The 20,922-nt window shown below is 61.2% G+C and carries 15 protein-coding genes; 5 read left to right on the plus strand and 10 right to left on the minus strand.

Going from position 1 to position 20,922, the window contains the following annotated elements; all coding sequences use genetic code 11:
- The first annotated feature begins 115 nt into the window (after positions 1-115).
- Positions 116-1,840 carry a Calx-beta domain-containing protein gene (locus CCR95_RS24205; protein WP_201099203.1) on the plus strand — a complete coding sequence of 575 codons (1,725 nt, stop codon included), beginning with the start codon at positions 116-118 and terminating at the stop codon, positions 1,838-1,840.
- Positions 1,841-2,376: 536 nt separating this feature from the next.
- Positions 2,377-4,725, plus strand: coding sequence for a tetratricopeptide repeat protein (locus CCR95_RS24210; protein WP_201099205.1), 2,349 nt, complete (start codon positions 2,377-2,379; stop codon positions 4,723-4,725).
- Positions 4,726-4,809: 84 nt separating this feature from the next.
- On the opposite strand, the gene CCR95_RS24215 is transcribed toward CCR95_RS24210, so the two are convergent.
- The 7 genes from CCR95_RS24215 to CCR95_RS24245 all read right to left on the minus strand — a co-directional run bounded on the left by CCR95_RS24215 (position 4,810) and on the right by CCR95_RS24245 (position 13,084).
- Positions 4,810-6,249, minus strand: a complete 1,440-nt coding sequence (locus CCR95_RS24215) for a GNAT family N-acetyltransferase (RefSeq protein ID WP_201099207.1) — start codon at positions 6,247-6,249, stop codon at positions 4,810-4,812.
- Positions 6,250-6,277: 28 nt separating this feature from the next.
- A complete protein-coding gene (locus CCR95_RS24220; protein WP_201099209.1) occupies positions 6,278-6,721 on the minus strand; it encodes a hypothetical protein in 444 nt (147 codons plus the stop codon).
- A gap of 105 nt (positions 6,722-6,826) precedes the next feature.
- Positions 6,827-7,732, minus strand: coding sequence for a peptidylprolyl isomerase (locus tag CCR95_RS24225; protein ID WP_201099210.1), 906 nt, complete (start codon positions 7,730-7,732; stop codon positions 6,827-6,829).
- Positions 7,733-7,801: 69 nt separating this feature from the next.
- Positions 7,802-9,079, minus strand: coding sequence for an FG-GAP-like repeat-containing protein (locus CCR95_RS24230; protein WP_201099211.1), 1,278 nt, complete (start codon positions 9,077-9,079; stop codon positions 7,802-7,804).
- 299 nt (positions 9,080-9,378) lie between these two features.
- Complete coding sequence (locus tag CCR95_RS24235) at positions 9,379-10,611, minus strand: hypothetical protein (protein WP_201099212.1); 1,233 nt, start codon at positions 10,609-10,611, stop codon at positions 9,379-9,381.
- A gap of 591 nt (positions 10,612-11,202) precedes the next feature.
- Positions 11,203-12,438, minus strand: coding sequence for a glycosyltransferase family 2 protein (locus CCR95_RS24240; RefSeq protein ID WP_201099213.1), 1,236 nt, complete (start codon positions 12,436-12,438; stop codon positions 11,203-11,205).
- Positions 12,439-12,448: 10 nt separating this feature from the next.
- On the minus strand, positions 12,449-13,084 hold the full coding sequence (locus CCR95_RS24245) for an FkbM family methyltransferase (RefSeq protein ID WP_201099214.1): 636 nt from the start codon (positions 13,082-13,084) through the stop codon (positions 12,449-12,451).
- Positions 13,085-13,752: 668 nt separating this feature from the next.
- Here CCR95_RS24245 and CCR95_RS24250 point away from each other — a divergent pair.
- Positions 13,753-14,565, plus strand: a complete 813-nt coding sequence (locus tag CCR95_RS24250) for a hypothetical protein (protein WP_201099215.1) — start codon at positions 13,753-13,755, stop codon at positions 14,563-14,565.
- Positions 14,562-16,070 (plus strand): hypothetical protein, encoded by a 1,509-nt coding sequence (locus tag CCR95_RS24255; RefSeq protein ID WP_201099217.1) that lies wholly within the window; start codon positions 14,562-14,564, stop codon positions 16,068-16,070. Before CCR95_RS24250 ends, CCR95_RS24255 begins: the two co-directional genes overlap by 4 nt.
- Positions 16,071-16,238: 168 nt before the next feature.
- On the opposite strand, the gene CCR95_RS24260 is transcribed toward CCR95_RS24255, so the two are convergent.
- From CCR95_RS24260 to CCR95_RS24270, 3 genes are read right to left on the minus strand one after another with little or no spacing between them, the layout of a single operon-like run.
- A complete protein-coding gene (locus tag CCR95_RS24260) occupies positions 16,239-17,435 on the minus strand; it encodes a glycosyltransferase (protein WP_201099219.1) in 1,197 nt (398 codons plus the stop codon).
- Between the two features lie 5 nt (positions 17,436-17,440).
- Complete coding sequence (locus CCR95_RS24265) at positions 17,441-17,836, minus strand: DUF2304 domain-containing protein (protein WP_201099221.1); 396 nt, start codon at positions 17,834-17,836, stop codon at positions 17,441-17,443.
- Positions 17,833-18,534 carry a glycosyltransferase family 2 protein gene (locus CCR95_RS24270; RefSeq protein WP_242523476.1) on the minus strand — a complete coding sequence of 234 codons (702 nt, stop codon included), beginning with the start codon at positions 18,532-18,534 and terminating at the stop codon, positions 17,833-17,835. The genes CCR95_RS24265 and CCR95_RS24270 overlap by 4 nt, the downstream gene beginning before the upstream one ends.
- A gap of 271 nt (positions 18,535-18,805) precedes the next feature.
- Here CCR95_RS24270 and CCR95_RS24275 point away from each other — a divergent pair, with 271 nt between their 5' ends.
- The gene (locus CCR95_RS24275) at positions 18,806-20,356 is read left to right on the plus strand and encodes a hypothetical protein (RefSeq protein ID WP_201099225.1); all 1,551 of its coding nucleotides are present in this window, start codon (positions 18,806-18,808) and stop codon (positions 20,354-20,356) included.
- Positions 20,357-20,922: the final 566 nt, after the last annotated feature.

Below are 20,922 nucleotides of genomic sequence, written 5' to 3' on the forward strand. Positions count from 1 at the left end.
AGGGCGATGGCGAGCCCGGTTTGAAGACGATCTGGCTGGGCATGCAGCGCATCATGGACTTCGCCGCCGGGATCAAATAGGCCAGGGAGATGCCGGACACGGAAAGTTGTGTGTAATGGGATGGATTAAGCCCTATCTTGCCCTAAAAAGAGATGGTACTGTCTGGTCATGGGACGATTTTTTCAGCCGCGTCCCCACCAAGGTTAGCGGTATTGATAACGTCATTGCGATTCGGTCTTCTAACAACCTCGAATTTGATTACAATGTCAACTATGCAATCAAGCGTGATGGAACTGTTTGGTGGTGGGGTGGGCGTCGCGTTCACCAACATGAAGTTGAAATTCCCCGCATTCCAACAAAAATTAAAGAATTGACAAATGTTATTGATTTTGGTGCGAATGCTGACGACCTTTCTATAAACGGAATGCATGAATTAGCGCTGACCGGAGATAGATCGGCGTTCATTTGGGGGTATAACGATCCTTGGGCGTATTGGTATCAATGGGGGGATGGCCTCAAAGCAGAATGCCCGAATGGTGGCAACAGCTGCGTCAATATCTGGCGCGATGCCCCCGGCGGAGATCCGGTACTCGATAATGTTGCGGCGATTGCCACGGAGTATTCTCATTCGGTAGCCCTTGGTCACAATGGGCGCGTGTATGCGTGGGGGGCTTGGGCTACCCATCGTGCGCGCGACACCGACGGAAATTATTACGACCAATACGACTATTTCCCAACCCCGACTGCCGCCGGTGGGCTGACCAATGTCATTGCCATCGACGCCGGCGTCGCCGCCACGGTGGCGATGAAAGATGATTTATCGGTTTGGCTGTGGGGTGCGTTGGAGATCAAGGATAATTGGGAGCGCTTCGATCCCCCGAGACAAATCTTCGATGCCCGTGGGACGGCGCCATTCACATGTGGGGATGGGGGTGGTCATCGGCTGACCGTAACCAAAGCCGGCCGTGGCAGCGGGCGCGTAACCAGCGATCCCATGGGAATTGACTGCGGGAGCGCCTGTACCCTTGTCTATATTCCCGGCGTTGCCGTTGCGCTGACGGCCATCCCGGAAAGCGGCTCTCGCTTTCAGGGCTGGAGTCAGGATTGCTCGGGAACCGGTGGCTGTAGCGTCAAGATGGATAAGCCGAGGAACGTCACCGCGACCTTTGATCTGCTGACCCTCGCAATCAATGACGTCACCAAGGCCGAAGGCCACAGTGATAAGACAACATTCACTTTCACCGTCCGCCTGAGCGGAGCCAGCATCCGAACCGTCAGCGTCAATTACCTCACCGTCAATGGCACGGCAACCCTGGGCAGTGACTATATCGGCACCGCCGGAACCCTCACTTTCAAGCCCGGAGAGACCAGCAAGACGTTCAACATCAGCGTCGTGGGCGATAATTTGAAGGAAGCCAACGAGACTTTCTTCGTCAACCTGAGCTTGCCGAATGGCGCAACATTGACGGATACGCAGGGCGTCGGCACGATTCTCAACGACGACGGCGCGGTGCTGCGCATCAACGACGTGCGCAAGGCCGAGGGCCAGAGCGGCAGCGGCGCGGCCACCTTTCTGGCGACGCTCTCCGCGCCCAGCGTCAGCACGGTGACGGTGAAGTATGCGACGGCGAATGGCACGGCAATGGCGGGCAGCGACTACGCGGCTACCAGCGGTACCCTCACCTTCAGCCCCGGACAGACCAGCAAGCCGTTTAGCGTCAATGTCATGGGGGACACGGCAAAGGAGGCCAACGAAACCTTCGCGGTCAACCTCAGCGCGCCCAGTAACGCGACGTTGTTCGACAGTCAGGGCGTCGGCACGATTCTCAACGACGACTAATCTCGCTCTGCGCCTCACCAGCGCGCAGCGAAGAGCGAGGTCTTCTTCAGGTAGGTAACCCAACCTGAGTTCTGAATAAGGGCGGTGGCTCTGGGGACTCCAGCCCGCGATCCGGCAGGCCCCAGAAGCACGGTTCGCCATAGCCGTGAATAACTCCGGCAGCGCGGCTTTCGCGCTGCCGGGTCTGGGTATCGTCCGTCGAGTCCGCCGCCAGCCCCAGTGCGCCATCGGTCGCGATGACAACCTGAACGGAATACCCCGCCGTGACATGACTTCGACAAACTCAGGACGAACGGGAAATCCTCCGAGCGTTTGGCGTGTCTGGCTGTCCGACTGTCCGGCTTGTTGTCGGAAACATCGGCGAACGTCCAATCCAAGACGTGATCATTCCCGACCGCGCGTCTCATCGCCGATCAGCTAGCTGTCAGCTCCGATGACCGGCTATGATGCGAATGCTGGCCGGCCGATCACCCGAAGCCCATTGCTCCAATTCGACGCCACGCATCCCTTACAGGCAGACGACCAAGGCAAGTCCCATGACCCAACCCAAAGCCTCTTCCCGTCAATTGCGCAGCGCTCAGGCGACGGAGGCGGCGCTCAAACAGGGCATTCGACTCTTTCAGGCCGGCCGGCACGACGAGGCTGAACGCGCCATCCGCGGCATCCTGATCACCTCGCCTGACCATCCGGACGCGCTCCAGACGCTGGGCATGATCGCCGCGCACAAAGGACACACGGACCAGGCGGAACGGCTACTGAGAAAATGCATCGCCTTGGCGCCAAAACATGCGGCGGCCCACATCAATCTCGGCAACGTCCTGATCGGCGCCAACAACGTCGCCGAGGCCGCGGTTGTCTACCAGCGCGCGGTCGAACTCGCGCCACGCCTGCCCGCCGCGCATTACAACCTTGGCCGTTGTCTGCGCGCGCTCGGACGCCTGGATGACGCCATGAGCGCCTATCGTCGGGCGTTGAAACTCGATCCCGATTTTTTTGAAGCCTGCGTCAACCTGGGCTCGGCACTCTGCGAGCAAGAATCCTATCAAGAGGCGGAAACGCTCTATCGGAAGCTGTTGGCCCGGCGGCCGGATCTGCTCGACCTCAAGGTGTATCTCGGCGATGTCCTGCGGTTACGCGGCCAGCCGGATCAGGCCCGGGCGCTCTACGATTCGCTGCTGCTCGCCCGGCCCGAGCATCCGCGCGCCCGGCTATCGCTCAGCCTGGCCCTGCTCGACGAAAACGACGTGGCGCGGGCGGCGGAGCTGCTCGGCCCGCTCCAGGCCGAAGGCACGCTCCCGCGGCATGAAATCCTCAGCGCGCTCGCGGCGCTGCGCTTCCGTCAGGGCGACAAGCAGAAGGCGATTGCCAACCTGACGGAGGCGGTTAACGCCGGCGGCAACCATCCGCAGCAATACCTCACCCTCGCGACCTGGCTTGCCGACATCCGCCAGCGCGACCGCGCGGTGGCGGTTCTGGAGCAGAGCCTGGCCCGCTTCGGCGACCGTCCCTCGGGCCTGCTGGGCCAGCTCGTGCTCAATCAACGCCATCTCTGCGATTGGCGAGAATGGCCGACACGGCTGCCCGCGCTCGTCGAACGGATTCGTCATGGCAAATCATTGATGATCTCGCCCTTCGCCGCGCTCGCGCTGCCTGGGCTGAAACCGGTGGATCTGCTCAAGGTCAGCCGCGACTTTACCCGAAGCCTGAACGCCTGGACCGCGCGCGCACTGCCGCCACGCCCGCTCGGGCCGCCCGCCGCGCGCGTGCGCATCGGCTATCTCTCAGCGGATTTTCACGAACATGCCACGGCCTATCTCACCGCCGCGCTCTTCGAGCGACATGATCGCGAAGCGTTCGAACTCTTTGCCTATTCGTGGGGACCGGACGACGCCAGTCCAATACGTCAGCGGCTGCTGGAAGCCTTCGAGCACTTCACCGACATCCGCGCCCTCAGCCATACCGAGGCGGCGCAACGGATCCGCGACGATGGCATCGACATCCTGATCGATCTCAAGGGATACACCCGCGATGCCCGCACCGAGATTTTGGCCCTGCGGCCCTGCCCGATCCAGGTCAACTGGCTCGGCTTTCCGGGGAGTCTGGGCGCGCCCTTCCTGGACTACATCATCGTCGACCCCGTGGTGGTCCCGGAGGATCAGTCGCCCCATTACGACGAGGCCCTCGCCTACCTGCCGGATGCCTACGCCCCAGTGGATGATCGTCGCCGCCTGGCCCCCACGCCGACCCGCGCCGAAGCCGGACTCCCCGAGTCGGGATTTGTCTTCTGCTGCTTCAACAACCCCTACAAAATCACACCCGAGATCTTCGACCGCTGGTGCGGACTGTTGCGGGAAGTACCGGATTCAGTCCTCTGGCTCTTCGCCAGCAACGACAAAGCGCCGGACAATCTGGTCCGCGAGGCCGCCGCCCGCGGCATTGGCCCCGAGCGTCTGGTGTTTGCCCCCAAACTCCCGCAGGACGAACATCTCGCGCGACTGGCCCTGGCCGATCTCTGTCTGGACACCCTGCCCTACAACGCCCACACCACCGCCTCCGACGCGCTGTGGGTCGGCGTCCCGATGTTGACCTGCGTGGGCGAGACCTTCCCCGGGCGCGTCGCGGCCAGTCTGCTGACCGCCGCCGGCATGCCCGAACTCATCGTCGACACACTCGACGCCTACGAGCGGCAGGCCAGCCATCTCGCGACGCATCCCGAGGCGCTCGCGGCGATCAGGCGGAAACTCCAGGCCGCGAAACAAAGCGCGGCCTTTTACTCGACCGAGCGCTTCGCCCGCAATCTCGAATCGCTCTATCGGCGGATGTTGGATCGGTCCCGGCAGGAATTGCCGCCGGCATTGCTTCACCCGATTCAGGCAGACGTTTGAATCTGGAAAGACCCGCCAGCGATCAACTGAATCGCCCCTGGAAGCTGGAAGCTGATGGCTGGAAGCTGACGGCTGTATTTCGGCTCAATGAAACTCGGTATCGCCCGACATCAGCCACCATTTATCCTGGAGTTGCTCGACGTCGGGGCCTTCCACCCAGACATTGGTCGGGATGCACACGTCCGGGTCGGTGACGGTTGCATCTTTGGTGACGAAGCGCGGTACATGCTGGCGCGTGATCCAGGCGAACACGGAGCCCGCCCCCGCGCGCGCGGCCAGACGTCGCGCCTGGTCCACCAGCAGCGGGATATGCGCGAGCGGTCCCACCAGATCCAGGAGTTCGAACGCCTCGCCCACCTGACGCAGAACCAGAAGACCGAGCGGCCTGCTGGTGAGCCGCGAGGTCACCAGAATCAGGTCGTAGCGATGCTGCGGATGGTCGAGATAACGATAGCGGAGATACTCCCAATCGCGGATCACGACGATCGCACCCTCAAGATCCCGGCTCATCGACGACCAGAGACCCGCGATCAGCGCCCGGTCTCCTGGATCGTCCCGGTCGATGGCGCGCAGACGGGTGCGCAGACGGGGGCGTGTCGACACGGCCGGCCAGCGGATTTCCGCGATCCGTCCGACTTCGGCGTAGAGGCCCAGACGCTCGCCAAGCCGGGAGCTGCGGCGGCTCGGAAAACCGAATGCCAGATCGTCGGGTTGCAGCGCGAGATAAAGTTCCAGCATGGTAGCCGTGGTCAGGAACATCGCGCCCTGCTTGGTCATGACGCCGCGTTCGCGCGGATCGACCATGACATCGCACATTTGCAGCGCAGACATGGGACGGCCAAAACACAACACCTGCCGTCGGGTGCAGCCGTAGTGGGCGATGATCCGCTCGTCGCGGCGGGCGATGATGCCATGTCCCCGGCCGTCACTGTACTTCCAGTGCCAGAGCGGCAGACTGATGTCCGTGTTGAATGCCTTCCTGAAGAGGTCGGCGAATCCTGCAATCGCGCCTTCATCCAGCAAATCGAGCCGCCAGCGGGGGGCGCGCGCGCCCTTCCGGCAGACGACGAGATCGGCGGACGCATCCTGATCCTCGGCGCGATCCTCGACGATGAATCCGCAGCGCGTCGCGAGCGCACCCAGATAGCCCAGATGGCTTCGCCGTTGTGCCGGATCGGCCGGAAACGAATCGGCCGCGATCGAAATCACCAGCATGCCGCCAGTGCGCAAGCGGTCATGGGCGGCATTCAGCAGGGCCAGCGGCGGAACCGGGAGGCGGTGATCCTGCACGAGGATAGCCGCGAACAGCCCGCCGTCCTGCGGCGCGGGTTCGGCGGCCAGGAGTGCGCGAGACGCTTCGTCATGATGCTCAAGCACCGCGGCGGCGCTCTGGTCCAGCGGCGCATCGACGAGGCGATAACCCGCTTCCCGCAGCCATGGCGCAATCTCATCAACCCCTGAACCGACCCGCAGCAGCGTACCGGCAGTTTTGGGCAGGATCTCGATCAAAGGTTCGATACGCATTGAGAAACAATGCCTCTGACCTGAGCCATTAACGCGGATCTGTCCGAGGCTTTGCGCCGGCTTGACGTTGGCCCGACTTGTGATACCACTCTCCGTCGATCAACACCCATTGCGCCCGCCGCGGCATCGTGGTTGGCTCATGGAGCTGAGGGTACTGATAGGTGCCGCTGAACTCGACGGTCGCTTGATCCGACTCCAGAGTCACCTTCTGGATTTCGTAGTCAAGCAACACGGACGCCGTGGACTTGAAGCGACGGTGAAACGCATCCGCCGTCAGCGTGCCGTCCAACACGCCGGATTCCATCCGATAAGCGGTGTGCAGATCCTGAATCTTGAGCGCATCAAGATAGGCGCGGACACGCTGCTCGACCCGTGCCTGTTCGGCATTCGGCGGAGAAGCCTCCTCGGCGTAAAGGGGAACAAGGAATCCGGCGAAAACCAGGATCAGAAGAAATTGGACGATTTTAGGCATCATTGTCACCATTCGATTCGGTGCGGGATCCTGGAAGTCGGATCGATGTCGACAGAGGGCGCCGCCGGTCGAGAAGACCGGCGGGCGGGTGGCGACTCTTTCGCCTTACGGGAACACCCCATTGGGGAAGGAGCCCTTCATTTCGTCCAGCACGATCTCGACCCCGACCCGATCGGCGAGTTGCTTGACATAGGCGTTCCTCGCCTCCGCCTGCTGCTTAACCTGAAACTTCTTGACGACCGATTCGCGCGCCTCATCGAACGGCGTGATGATGGCTTCGCGCTCGTCGGTGAGCATCAGGATGTCGTAACCCGCTGGCGATTCGAGAACGCCCGTGTGCTCGCCCTTTTTCAGTCCCTGAAGCGCTTGATCCAGCCACGCGCTGCCTTCACGCCAGACAAAACCGACATCGCCCTGATTGGCCTTCGCGCGAGGATTTTCGCTCAATTCGGCAGCGACCGCGGCGAAGGATTCGCCTGCCTCGATGCGCGCCAGCGCGGCCTCGGCGCGTTTACGCGCATCCGCCTTCTCTTCGTCGCTGGGCGATTCCTTCACCCGGATCTGGATCTGGCTCAGCCGCACCGAGGCGGGAATGCCGAAATCGGCCATATGCTTTTGATAGTAATCGCGAAGCGTCGCGTCATCTGGAGTTGGCGGGGGTGGAAAGTGCTTGCTCATGAGTTTTATGAACGCCTTTTTCTGATCCGCCTCGGTAGGATTCTCGGGCAACAGACCCTCCTCCCGCATGGCCAACATCAGTAACTCGTTCCCGATGGCTTCGCGCAAGAGCCCAGCCTTGCCCTCGGGCGTCGTGGCTTCCTTCACCCGCGTCGGATTTTTTGCGAGGAACCCCATGAATTCCTGCACGCTGATCTCGCGCGAGCCGACGCGAGCCATGATCACGGGCGGCATCTCCTTGGGCGCCTGCTCATCCTGAACGGCCGGAGGCGGTGCGTCGAGAGCAAACAGGGAGGATGCCCAAAGCGTCAACAACAGTAAGAGAAATCGCATGTATGCTCCTGAAAATCTAACGAATAAACAAAGAAAATCGGGCCAGGACGCAGCTTTCGGTGTCCATCGTCAGTCGATCATTACGCCTTTGGCTTCAAGTCCGCCAACAGTTTCCCACAAAGGCCCGTAGAGGATGGCTCCAGAGTTCTGCCCGATGGCCCGCGACATCCCAAGATCGAGCCAGCCATCCCCGTCGATGTCTCGAAGCAGAGCCTGAGTGACTACCGCCCCGCCCTGGAACGGGATTTTGCGCGCTTCCGGCGGCTTGCCCGTCCATCCTGCGGGAATTTGCATCAGTACCAGCGTCTCGTGGCTGGTGCCGAGAAGATAGGTCATCCCATCCCGATCCTTGCCAGCATCGAACGCATTGATACCAGTGATGCCGCCCTCGCTTCGGGTCCGGGATGGAAACGGGATCTGAATGAGCTGAAACTCGCCCTGGCCATTGTTGACGAGCACGTTGATATCGGTGCGGTCAAGCGCTCGCTTGTCGGTAGCGTCCGGGATCAGCAGATCGAGATCGCCATCCTGGTCGAGATCGAACGGAACCACTGCGTCCGCCCGCCCGCCCGGCTGGAAACGCCACAGCATCTCGATCACTGGAGCGGCGCCGGAAGCAGGCGCGCGAATCATTGAGATAACGTTCGCGATATTGTTGGCAAAGAACAGTTCGTCGATGCCATCGCCATCGATGTCCGCGACCGCGATGCTATGCGCATGCGCCACCCCAGGGGTAAATTTGAGTTCGGCGCCCCCCGCATGCTGTCCCGTCAGCGGATCGAAGTTCTTGGCCAGATAGATTGCGCTCGTGGCAAAGGGACCAATGGCGAGACCCAGCCCCCAATCGGGCCAGCGAAAGACCGAACTGGTCCGTGGCGCGGGCACGAAAAGCTCCGAAACAGTCTTGAAGCCGCCATCGGCGGTTGGCTCGAACACCCGCAGACGATTGGCGCCCTCGGCATTCATCAGATAGAACCGCCGATCCGCTGTCGGCAAACGCAGCAGATCGCCCGGATGAAAACCGACCGCATCGACGGTTGGACCTGGCGTGAAGAGGCGAGGCTCTCGCTGATAAAAGACCTGCGCGTAACTCGCATGATGGGATGTCAAAGCCAAATCCTGGCGGCCATCTCCATCCACATCGTCGATCAGGAGTCCGAGCGCGGGCGCATCGAAGGGTAGAGCGTGAATCCCTGACGCCGCGGATGTCTGAACGGCGGAACCGACAGATGGCTGATCCGATGCTTCGGGAAGTGACGTGTCGCCATCGCAGCCAAGCATGAGGACGCTCGCGACGAAAACGATCAGGATAACCGTGCGCCGAGTTTCAGTTGAATCTGATGGCATTAAACACCGCCTGGTTAATAGAAGATAAACAGAGACAACACACACATCGCACCGGATGCGGTTTAATTAAAAAACGAAGATTTGAAATCGCTGAGGAAAAAGATTGGGCGATAGAAATTCGATGGATTCAAGATCGTTTGAGCTTGTCGTGCGGTTTTAATGAACCAGAACCTGGTAGTACATCTCAATGCCGTTCACGTTAGTCGAATGATCAGTTTAACAAGGGCATTGACGATAGATGCTCATAAAAAAAAGCGATGCGCATTGCTGCGCATCGCTTTCGTCAATCAGGCTAAGACTTACTGACGGAACGAGCCACGATCATGAGCAAGGAACATGGTCTGACCGAAGTTGGTGTAAGACCAAGGACCATCTATAGTATCCTCCCCATCGTCGACATTCGTGCCAACTGTACTATCAGCCCAGACGAGATTGAAGGCCACACCAGCCGACTCCGGTCTGTCAACATCAGTGTCGACATACTCGTCCAGATAGTAGGTCGCGAAACTTGGCGACGTAAGGCTGGCCGCTTTATCGATGCTCGGTACGCAGAGAGTTTCATTGGTTTGAGCAAAGAAAATTTCTTCTGGATCCACCGCAACACCGGAAGGAGCAACAACCTGGTCGATCCAGATCACGTTCAGCTCGTTCTTGAGGGACACGGTCGCGGAGCATGCCACTTCGTCGGAGTCATAGACATCGACCGGAATGTCGGTGCTGTAGCCGTCGACTTCATCGAGATTCACGTCGAGCCAGACCACATGCATCGAAGGCTGCGTGCGGGTCAGCAAGGTCATGTCGAACGCCGTCAAATCCGGGATGCCATCGGAACGGTTGGTACGAACGCCAGCGATCAGAGGAGAAACCTGATTTGGGATACCGCCTTTGTAGATCACGCTATCCTGCAGGGTCAGGAAATCGCCGTCAGCACCATCGGACATCGGATAGACCGGGACGGTCGCCAGAGAAGCGCCTGCCTCGTTAAAGCCATCCACTCCAACAACATCCATGGCCAACCAAGCTTCGCCGAACATGTTGAAGTTTGCGGCTTCGCCACGACGGGCCGTCTCGGTGCCGACAACCATGTAGCCTGCCTGGCCATCATATTTGGTCGAAGGCCTTGATGCCTGGTACCAATCAATGGTCACGACGTCGTTGGGGGTGACACGCAGAGGCTTATCAAGCCGATGGATACTGCGATGATCGAACCAGTACCAGTGAAGAATGCCCGTCGTTGCGCTTTGCAAATCTGCATCAAGCGGAAAAAGGGTAGCATCGGCATTGGTCGGGGTGGTGTTGGGGGAGATGAAGATGTTCGGGACATCGTCAAAACCGATGGCACCAGGCGTGCTGACCTGAACAAAGGTGTTGGCATAGTAGCCACTGATCGCCGGGGTCGCGTAGACCACCAGCGGAACCAGCAGGGCTTCGCCAGCGGCACCCATGATCGAGGCGTGAGAAGGCATGCTCAGCGCAGCCATACCAACCGATACGCCGGCCGCGATGGCCAATTTCTTAAAGTTTTGAGTCATTTCAAATCACCTCAATATTTGCGCTAGAAGATGTGTGTCGACTTGCCAAATCCCATCGACTCTCCTTGATCTTGAGTCCTGGGGTCGGTCGAGGGAACCGGACGACAAGGCCCTGCGCGACATGCCTTGATCGGTTGCGAGTCAATTATGCCGCATACCCCGCAAAAGTCAACAGTCCAACAGGAAATTTGTTGCTACCTTGCATCTGTCGTTTTTTTTTCACAGAACAAGACGAAACGTCACTCCAGACAATCGGCGTGATCTCAAAATCCAGCCCTGGATATGCCTTTGTGAGCCATTCATGCTCGCGCGATCCCTTCGCCCGGAGATCCGTCGTCACCTCAACTCAGGTTGGACCCAAAGGCCCGGAACGATTTTTCGAGTATCTCGTTGCTAAATCGCGACAATTATTCGAGCGATTGACGCAGGCTTTCCATGCCCCGCCACACCGACAATCTTCCTCCTGCTTACCTCACTTCGAGTCATCGCGCACAGGCGCTCGACAAGCCGCCGCCAAGCAGGTTAAGCGTGCCCTGCGCCACCCTTTCTCCGACTGGAGAATAGTTATTTGAACCGCCTGGGACACACTTTTCAAGGTGACACCCGCATCAGGGTCAGCACGCAGCCGTCGCAGCTGCTTTCCCATCCACATCGCCAGCCCTGGAATTGCCCCACAGACCTGACAAGGTCGTCAGAACCCGTCGACGGCGATACGCATGGACTGAGGCAGGATTCGAGCCAATTTAAGAGCGGATGATGATTCGGCTCCCGCCCCCGGCCAGAACCCGCGCACTGATCGAACGGAAGACGGACCAGGAGACAACCACCTAGCTTCAGCAATCTCTGGCACTCGCGCAGCCAGCCGGGAAAGGCGCTCTCGCGGGACCAGTCGATAAAGTGGATCGCGAGCGGATCGAGCGCGATCATTTCTTGAAAGCAAGCGTCGGGCCAAGGCCAGGGCATCTGACGGAGGTCATGCTCGAAGCAATCCAGCCGGACGGAGGATCCAGGGAGTCCGTGGTGCGTGAATCCAGCGCGCGGGAGTTCATCCGCGCAAAGCTGGAGTCGCTCTCGAACCGGTGGCGTCATGATCGCGGGGAAAAGATCCGGGTGGCGTCGCATCCAGTACGCGACGCAGGACTCTCCGTGTTGCCGCCAATCGGGCGCGGTGTGAAGTCCAATCTGCTGTCCATGTAGTTTCCAATACTCCGACGCTGGAGCCGGTGCGGCGCCAAACCACCGCGCGATCCGGGGGATACCGCGACTGGCGAGGTATCCGCTCAACAAAATATCGTCATGAAACCGGAAAGCCGCGAGCGCGTCAAGGTGATCGAAGATATCAATGTCGAAAAAACCGCGTCGGTACAGGACTCCGCGATAGCCTTCCAGGACATGCACGGGCTGGAACATGGCTGCGGCGGGAATCTCTTCGTTGAAATGGCGGATGTCCAGGCCGCTCTCGCCCCGCGACAGCGCCCATCCGGTGAAACCGATGGCATGCGCGGGAAGCAGCGCCGACGTCGTGACCAGTTTTTCGATGAGGTCCGGCGGATATTCGATGTCGTCGTCCACGGGGACGATCAGCGTCTCGGGATCGGTCTCGATGGTCAGCAGCGGCAGAATCTTCATCGCCGGGCCGAGGTCCGGACCTGAGCGGACATCGACGCCGGCGAACCGGTAGGCCGTGCAATCCGCCCCGAAATGCTCCTCCGGCAGCCAGAGATAGATGGCATCGGGCTGGCGCGTCTGGCGCCGCAGGGATGCGATGGCCAGATCAAGCAGGTCGGAACGGCCCGGGATGGTGGTGAGCGAGACGACGACGCGCATCAGAGGTTCGTCAGGACGCCGTCAGCGAGCGATGCGCGAAGATGTCGTCCGGTCCGATGCGCGCGCTTTTCACATAGCCATGGGAGGCCATTAGCCCCTCGATGTCATAATTTTGGAAATTGTTCTCGATGCAGAACACCCCGACCCGCAGTTGCTCCCAGGGAAAGGCGCGGATGATTTTCTCCTCCGTGCCCTCGGTATCGATGCTCATGAAGTCGACATCCGTCAGTTGGTATCGCTCCGCCAGCCAGGCCAGGTCATGCACGCTGACCTGGATGGTTTGGAGCTCGTCCTGTTGGATGTAGCGATCGATGCGTTCATGATGCTGCGGCTCGATGTCGTCCGACAGGCCCGACCAGCCATAAAAGCCGCCAGCGATCTTCAGGAACGGCAGGGTGGCATTTTGGTTCGAGATGGCGACGTTGGCGAGCTGACAATTCGGGCGGTTCTTCAGCAACAGCTCGAATGCCGCTGGATTGGGCTCGATCAGGATGCCGGTCCAGTCCAGATTCCGCTCGAAAAAGAGCGTATTGCTATCCAGCAATCCATCCAGCGCCCCAAACTCGATAAAGGTTCCGCCCGAACGTTCCTTGAAGAAGGTTTCGTGAAGATATTGATCCTGACCGTGTTGCGAATAATAGGTCATCCGATTATGCCTCTGGCGGATTCGAAGAAATTTCCGATCGACATGCTTGATCCGCATCCGATGGTACGCTGGCGAACCATCCGGCATCGTCGCTGACGCGGTTGGCAGGATGCGACCGGGTGGTTTTGACTCGGTATCGGTTCGATTTGAACCATTGCAAAGTCATTTTGGATCGTTATTTGAGTCTGGAATTGAAGGTCACCTGCACGCATCGGAGTTGCGACGGGGCGCTGGACGGTCTTTAATTGTTCGTGATTTCGAGTGCGCGCGCACCGAGGCGTAGTCCAACAGCAATTCAACCGCGAAAACGTGAGCCGGCCCACGGATTTTATCGACAGGGAGTCGATAGCGGAGCCCTCGGCGCTGCCATCGATAGTATCTCATCGTGGGCCTCCATCATGCACGAAACCTTAGATTCCAAGTTTGCGTGGGGCCTGCTGGTCGTCCCCGGAATCGCGTCCGGGATCGACGAGTTGCACTCGCTCAGGTGTGGGAGCGCCCAGCGACTATTCGAAGGCATCGGATCGATGCGCTCGACGCCGATCTTGCGCGGCATCCTTGGGGCGAATTCATTCGCCCCTACAGGCCTCGCCCCGTCAGCGCGGATGCTCCACTCGGATTCGGCCTGCATCCTGGATTTTCAAGTAAAATATCAACATGATTTCTTGATGAGCGTACTCATGGAAGCGAAACGATCGAGAAGCAGGTTGGGTGCCATCGGTCGACCGGTTGCGGCGGGCGTGGGCGGGGCACTGCTGACACTGCTTGTCCTGTGGCTTTTTTATCGCTCTGGAAACCCGCTGGTTGCGCCGACCCTGACTCGGCTCTTCCAAGCCGTCGCGTCCGAATGGATGCATGTCGACGGCTGGACGGGACGCTCCATCAATTTCAACCAGGGCGCGCCACGCAACGCGCTCTTTCCGCCGGTCCTGCTCGTGGCGCTCTGGGTCGGCTTCAGCAGCCTGCTGTCCGCGCTGATCGCTCCGCCCTGGCGCGGTTTCAAGTCGCTGGCGCCTTATGCCGTGTTTCTGCTGCTGGGATGGCTGGCGCTGGATCTGCGCTGGCAGTGGGCGTTGAGCCAGCGTCTGAGCCAGACCGCGGCCACCTATGCCAGTCTGGACCAGACCGCGCGGTATCTGGCTGGGCCGGATCGCAAGATCTATCCTTTCCTGCGGGAGGTTCTGCGCCATCTGCCGGCACCTCCAGCGCGGGTCTTCATCGTCAGCCAGGATCCCGGCGGCGCCAACGCCGGGCGCATGCGCTATCACCTATTGCCTCACAACGTTTCCATCCCCTCCACCACCCTGCCCGGCGACGCCGAGGCGCGCGCCGGCGATTATGTGTTGCTCCTGTCGCCTATGAAACACGTCCGCTACGATCGCGATCATGGTGTATTGATCTCTAAGAATGGACAAAGACCGGCGGACCTCTTGCACGCCGCCTCACAGGGTGCACTGTATCGCCTCCGGGAGGGCTCATGACCATGGGCTGGTGGGGCGTGGGATTGGCATTGGGAGTGCCCTGGCTGGCGGGTGCGCTCTGGCTGCGTCTGCTCTGGCGCGAACCGGCGCCCGGCGTGTGGCCGCTGGCGCTGGGCTACGGATATGTGCTGAGCATGCTGGGGGTCACGCTCTTATTGCGCGGCATGGATGCGCTGGGACTGTCGCTTGGTTTCATCGGCCCGATCCTGCTGTTTGCCCTGTTGGCGGTGGCGGGCGGGCGGCGACTCCGGCAGCGGCCGGCGGTCCAGACGGGCGACAAAGGAACCATGCTGGAGCGCACGCCCATCTGGCAGCGCATCCTGTTCGGCGTCCTGCTGCTGTGGCTCGGTCTGCGACTGATCGGGCTTGCGCTGGAAATCTGGTGGCATCCGCTCTTTCCCTGGGACGCCTGGACCACCTGGGCGGTGCGTGCGCGGATCTGGTCGGAGCTGCACCAACTGGTGCCCTTCGTGTCGCCGCAAGACTGGCTGGCCGATCCAGGCGGACAGACGCACACCATTGCCGCCTGGCAGTATCCCGCAACGGTCTCGTTGCTGGCGCTCTGGCCCACGCTGGCCCATGGCGCCTGGAACGAAACCGCCGCCAATCTGCCCTGGCTGGGCTGCGCGCTGGCCTTGGGGCTGGGGTTTTACGGACAGGCGCGTCTCTGGGGCGCCTCGCCGCTGACCTCGCTGACCTTTCTCTGGCTGTTGCTGTCACTGCCCCTGCTGGACACGCATGTCGCTCTCGCGGGCTATGCCGATCTCTGGCTGGCGACCACCCTTGGTCTGGCGTTCTTCGCCTTGCTGCAATGGGCGCGGGATGGCGATTGGCGTCAGGGCGGATTGGTGTTGGCGTTCGCACTGGCCTGCCCTTTCATCAAGCAGGAAGGCGCGGTCTGGCTGCTGCTGTTCATCCCGGCGCTGCTGGTCGCGCGGCTGCGCGGACGCTGGTTGCTGGCGCTCCTGGGGGGGACGATTGCGACAGGCGCGGCCGCCTGGACGATGGGCGGGGTGTCTTTCGGCGTTCCAGGCGCGGGCATCGTTCAGTTGACGCCCTCCCTGATCGAACTGCCCTATGTGGGCCGCTTCGCACTGACGTATCACGACAGTTGGGATTCGGTCTGGCGGAACCTCTTCGTCTACGGCAACTGGCATCTCTTGACGTATGTGCTGGCGTTGGCCATCGGCTGGGGGCTGTTTGCCGCGACCCGGCGGGGTGCGCCATCCTGGCTGCGAGCCGGAACGGTCTTCGTGCTCGGCGCGTTGAGCGCGCTTTTTGTGCTGTTCTTCCTGACCGATGCCCATCTCTGGGCCACGAAGTCCACCAGCATCAACCGACTGTTTCTACAGTTCGTTCCCGCTTTTGTCTTCTGGATGCTGACGCTGTGGGAGTCGCGGGCACGCTCGGCTGGCGGCTCAGCAATTCCAAATTTGGCCGATCGCGACCGGCAATCTCCTGAAGCGCCCCTGGGAGCGCCGACTTTTAGCCGGCCCCCGGGGTAGCCGACAGGTTGTCGGCTTTGGCGAAGCCAACCGACGGCGCGGGAAGCCCTGCCGATTCGTCCGACTGCAAGTCGGACTCCCCAGGGGCCGGCTGCAAGCCGGCGCTCCCAGCCCGTGTCGATTGGGGAGAACGAGAGTGAACCCCAACCTCCAAGCTACGTTCGATGGCTATCGCTCAGCCCCTGTAGTTTGGGGTGAACGAGAGTGAACCCCAACATCCACGCCGGAATAGACCTCAGCCACCTCACGGGCGATCGGCGCCATGCCGAAGCGTTCTCGCAGCGCGCGCCGACCTGATTCGCCAAGCCGCCGGCGGTCGGGATCCATCTGGAGACTTCGCAAGGCGCTGGCGAGCCGGGCCGGATCTCCCGGCGGCGTCAGCCGTCCGTGCGCGGCCTGACGCACCACCCAGCCGGCGCCCGAACCTGGAATGTCGCTCGCCACCACGGGCTTGCCGAAGCGCATCGCCTCCAGCAGGACCAGACCGAAGGCCTCGGTCCGCTCCAGCGACGGCAGACACAGCAGATCGCAGCTCGCCAACAGCGCGTTGAGCGTCGCATCGGGCTGAAAACCGGGGAGATGGACCCGTTCGTCCAGACCGAGCGAGCGAATCAGCGCGACCAGCCGCTCGCGCTGGTCGCCAGACCCGACGATCAGAAAACGCGCCTCGGGCAACTCGGCCGCGGCGCGAATTAGGGTATCGTGCCCTTTGTAATAGGTTAGCCGACCGATCGCCAGCACCCGCAACCCTGTTCCGCCCCACAGGCTCTCGGCCAGCGCCAGGTCGCTCGGCGCGGGATCGGGAAGGCGGGACGGATCCAGACCCAGCGGGATCGTCCGGCAGCGCTCGCGCCAGGGCGCTAAAGCGGCGCTGGAGTCGAGATAGGGCGGCGATGTCGCGATCACGGCGCGACTGGCGGCCAGGAGACGCTGCTCGAAGGGGCGATAGAGCCGATAGGCCAGGGCCAGCCGACGGTCGATGACGGAGGACACCACATCGGCGTGCCAGTGGATCACCCAGGGCAGACGGCGGGCGGCGGGCAGGAGCAGCGCGGCGAAGGCGGAGGTGTTGGGCAGGTGCAGATGGAGCAGATCGGGCCGGAATTCGCGGATCGCGCGACTCAGCCAGAACGGAAAGGCGGGGCTTAGCGGGGCATAGAGCAGGCGGCCATGACAGGGCGCGCGGTAAATGGGGATGGCGTCGGTCGCGGCGGGACGCGCACCCTGGCCGCCGCGCCTTTCATCATGCACCAGCGCGGCGACCTCGACGCCCTGCTCCGGCAGCGCGCGCAGCAGATCAGCCAGGAAGTACTCCATGCCGCCGGCGAAGGGCGGGTAATATTTGCCGACATGCAGGACACGCATCGCGGCTATTCGTCCGGTTCCGTCCGCCGGGCGTCACCGGTCCCCGCCTTCGCTCCAGCCGCTTGGTCCGGCAGGGGTTGGCGCGCTTCCAGCATGGCCAGTTGCTGGGCCAGACGACGGATCTGGCGCTCCTGACGCGATCGCTCGACATCCATGGTCAAAATCTTGATGAGCAGCATCGCGAAACCCAGCACCAGTGCCAGCACGGGCGGATAACCGACACCCAGAGAGCGAGCGATAACATCGAAAAGATTTGGAAAAAAGCCGAGCAAACAAACGGTCGCCGCTGCGCCGATCCACCAGACGGCGTAAGGACCGTGCAGGTGATCCCGTCGGACCAGCCAAAGAATGACGACGGCAAGCCCGATCCCGATCGCCATGGAGGTCATTTGATAGGTCATCGCAAGGGCTCGGGGTCTGATCTTGAAGGCGGCCGCGGGCCGTAGCCGACGCGGGCGATACACAGGAGACTGGTCTGCAGCATGTAGGTTCCGACGATCCACCAGGAACCGAACACCCGCGACGCCCCCTGAGCACGGGGATGCATGGGCACGGGCACCTCAAGCGTGCGCAGTCCGCGACGGCGCAGAATCATGAGCACGCCGACATCCTGATAGTCGAGCAGACTGGCCTCCCGCGACGCCAGCAGAGTCATGGCCGCGTGGTTGTAGGCACGGAAACCGGAGGTAATGTCTGCCAGTTCGAGCCCCGTGATCCAGCGAAAATACACCCAGGCCAACCGGCGCGCGCGGCTGGCGCGCGCGGGAAAGGCGCCGATGACGACATCCGCTTGCCCGGCCCGGATGGGCGCCAGCAGGGCGCCGAGGGAGGCCGGCTCATGCTGACCGTCGGCATCGAGCGTCACGGCGACTCGGCAGCCCTGGCGCAGGGCGTACCGCAAACCGGCCTGAATCGCCCCCCAGGCGCCGAGTTGCAACGTCAGCGGAAGCACGATGGCGCCCGCGGCGCGCGCGACCTCGGCGGTGTCGTCCGTGCTGCAATCATCGATGACGACCACCGGATGATCCCAGCAGCGACGGACTTCGACGACGATGGCGCCAACGGTGGCGGCCTCGTTGTGGGCGGGGATCAGGACCAAAACGGTTGCGGGCTCGCTCGACTGCGTTGATGGCAAGGGAGGCATACGATAAACCAAGCACGGGATCGACGCACTATCTTGAGGAGTACTTGTCAATTCGCGGCATGTTCACTTGATCGGAATTGCCATTCGGCTAAACTCCGAATGTGCCGGCCCTGCCCCTTGAATCCGCTGGAGTCCAGAGCATCCGAGCGCGGCACTCACCAGTTTGTCGAATCAGGAATGAATTATGAAGACTCTCGCCCATGCGGCTCTCGGTCTCGTCCTGCTGATGTCCTTCGCGGCGGCTCATGCCGACACACTCAGCCCTTTACCCGATCCTGGCGATCCCTGTCTGGCGGATCGGCAGGCCAGCTTTAACGACGGGTACGACGCGGGCAGGAAGTCAGGCTACAGCGAATGGTTTGTCTCAAGGTATGAACAGGGTTATTTCGACGGTTTCGGCGCGGGCACCGCGAAGCAGCTCGCCCAGTGTCTCGCGGATCCGCAAAGCTGCGGGATCACGTTGGCCTCCTGCATCCCTGACCCCGTCTTTGGGGAGACGGAACCCAACGACAATCTGATCGCCGCCGACCCGCTGAAACTGGGCGCGAATTTCTGGGGCCAGAGCTATGGCGCCGCGGACCAGGACTGGTTCTACACCGAGACCACCGTCGCCAACCAGAATCTGATCGTCAACTTCTCGGTGCCCGGCGGACTGCTCGCGGGCTGGAAGATGACGATTCGCGATGCCGCCGGCAATGTGTTCGCTAACTTCAATACCGCCGTGTCGGGCGGCGTGCCCACCAAAGAGGGCGACGAGGCGGTCACCTACCGCGTCACGCTCGGACTGATTGGCACTTATTACATCGTGGTGCAGCCAACGCCGCCGGCCGAATGCATCATTATCGATCCGAGCGATACGACCTGCGCGCAGAACTTCTCGCCCTATTACATCTCGGCCTTGCTGCAGGATAGTTCGCTCGATACCAATCAACCTATCGTGGGCTTTGCCGATTCGGAGATCGAGCCGAACAATATCCCGAGCAACGCCACTCCATTGGCCACAAGCGTCACGATGTATGGGTTGGTCAACCTGACGTTCAACTTCCCCGTACCGACCGAAGATACCTTTGTCTGGGGCCAAGGCGAGGATGATTGGTATGTGTATCAGTCCACCGGAAATGAGATCGTGACATTGGTGTTCTGCGCCAAGGAAAAATGCGGTCCCGGCAACTGGTTCGTGGAAATCTATGATCGGGCAACCGCGCAACGATTGGAGAATGGAGAATCCCGAGAGAACGTCCAACCGCTGCTCGCCTTTAATACCGACACCACCAACGATCCATCCGCCACCTACCGACTCGGGCTGAAAGATCCAAATTTTTATTTAATGCGTGTCAGCCACAAGCGTCTCTTTAACGCGCCTTGCCTGAACCATCAGTTTGTCTCCACAACCTCGGATACCGGCTTTGTCGGTTCCTGTGAATGCGAGAGCGGAAACTCCTGCTATGTCCCAGCGGATTGCGAGTCAGATGATGGGCTGTCCTGCAAAAACGTTCCCACGGAATGTGTTGCCGGCATCGAGACAGGGTGCTTAATCATAGAGAATGTTCCGCCAGGATGCGGCGTAGAGGACGAGGAAGGGAATATCGAGCCCTGCGATACCTATCAAACACAGGCGCTTTGCAGTTGCAGTCAATATGGCGGCGTCGTCGAGGTCCCTGAGAATGCGTACTCAAGCCCCTACAACTTCACCTGGCACGGCACCCAATTGCCGCCGAACACCATCGACACGGATGCCTATGACGACTTCCTGAACCGGCCCAACCCCTATAACTGATAACTCGATCTCTCAACACAATACCGCCGGCAGCCGTTTACACGTCTGCCGGCGGTTTCGTTTTTGAACTCGTGACACCGCTCCGCGGCGTCTCGCCTCCTGGGGCGCTCCGCACCCCGAAACGTTGAGCCGAACCGGCCCATCCTCCGCCGACCGCGACCGCCTCATGGCGCCGTATCGGCCGTGTTTCCCGACCTTGAGCGCCCTCACGCACTGGCATGCTCCGTTCGGAGGGCGTGTTATCAATGGTCTTCGTGTGGGATGTTCGCCGCCCCGCCAATGTTCCAAGGCGGGGATCGATGCGCTCGACGCGAAGGTTGCGCGGCATCCTTGGTAGGGGCGAATTCATTCGCCGCGTTGGTTGCGAGGAGACCGGGGCGAATGAATTCGCCCCTAGTGTGCCCGGCATGGGCCAAGACTTGCGACCTGCAAAGAGGTTGCCGGAGAGAGTGACGACAACCGTAGTGAAGCGCAAGGCGGACGCCGCGAGGCCAAGCTGAAAGAAGCGTGGATCAAAGGCACGACCGTAGGAACACGAACAAGCAGTGAGGCCGGATGCGGGCGAT

Origin of the sequence: Thiocystis minor, from assembly GCF_016653465.1 — a bacterium.
GTDB lineage: Bacteria > Pseudomonadota > Gammaproteobacteria > Chromatiales > Chromatiaceae > Chromatium > Chromatium minus.

Excerpts from the sequence above, each read along its gene's own strand:
- CCR95_RS24260 (WP_201099219.1), bottom strand. The coding sequence starts at position 17,435 with ATGCGTGTCCTGCATGTCGGCAAATATTACCCGCCCTTCGCCGGCGGC.
- CCR95_RS24245 (WP_201099214.1), bottom strand. The coding sequence starts at position 13,084 with ATGACCTATTATTCGCAACACGGTCAGGATCAATATCTTCACGAAACC.
- CCR95_RS24250 (WP_201099215.1), top strand. The coding sequence starts at position 13,753 with ATGAGCGTACTCATGGAAGCGAAACGATCGAGAAGCAGGTTGGGTGCC.
- CCR95_RS24240 (WP_201099213.1), bottom strand. The coding sequence starts at position 12,438 with ATGCGCGTCGTCGTCTCGCTCACCACCATCCCGGGCCGTTCCGACCTG.
- CCR95_RS24230 (WP_201099211.1), bottom strand. The coding sequence starts at position 9,079 with ATGCCATCAGATTCAACTGAAACTCGGCGCACGGTTATCCTGATCGTT.
- CCR95_RS24220 (WP_201099209.1), bottom strand. The coding sequence starts at position 6,721 with ATGCCTAAAATCGTCCAATTTCTTCTGATCCTGGTTTTCGCCGGATTC.
- CCR95_RS24210 (WP_201099205.1), top strand. The coding sequence starts at position 2,377 with ATGACCCAACCCAAAGCCTCTTCCCGTCAATTGCGCAGCGCTCAGGCG.
- CCR95_RS24215 (WP_201099207.1), bottom strand. The coding sequence starts at position 6,249 with ATGCGTATCGAACCTTTGATCGAGATCCTGCCCAAAACTGCCGGTACG.
- CCR95_RS24235 (WP_201099212.1), bottom strand. The coding sequence starts at position 10,611 with ATGACTCAAAACTTTAAGAAATTGGCCATCGCGGCCGGCGTATCGGTT.
- CCR95_RS24205 (WP_201099203.1), top strand. The coding sequence starts at position 116 with ATGGGATGGATTAAGCCCTATCTTGCCCTAAAAAGAGATGGTACTGTC.
- CCR95_RS24275 (WP_201099225.1), top strand. The coding sequence starts at position 18,806 with ATGTCCTTCGCGGCGGCTCATGCCGACACACTCAGCCCTTTACCCGAT.
- CCR95_RS24255 (WP_201099217.1), top strand. The coding sequence starts at position 14,562 with ATGACCATGGGCTGGTGGGGCGTGGGATTGGCATTGGGAGTGCCCTGG.
- CCR95_RS24225 (WP_201099210.1), bottom strand. The coding sequence starts at position 7,732 with ATGCGATTTCTCTTACTGTTGTTGACGCTTTGGGCATCCTCCCTGTTT.
- CCR95_RS24265 (WP_201099221.1), bottom strand. The coding sequence starts at position 17,836 with ATGACCTATCAAATGACCTCCATGGCGATCGGGATCGGGCTTGCCGTC.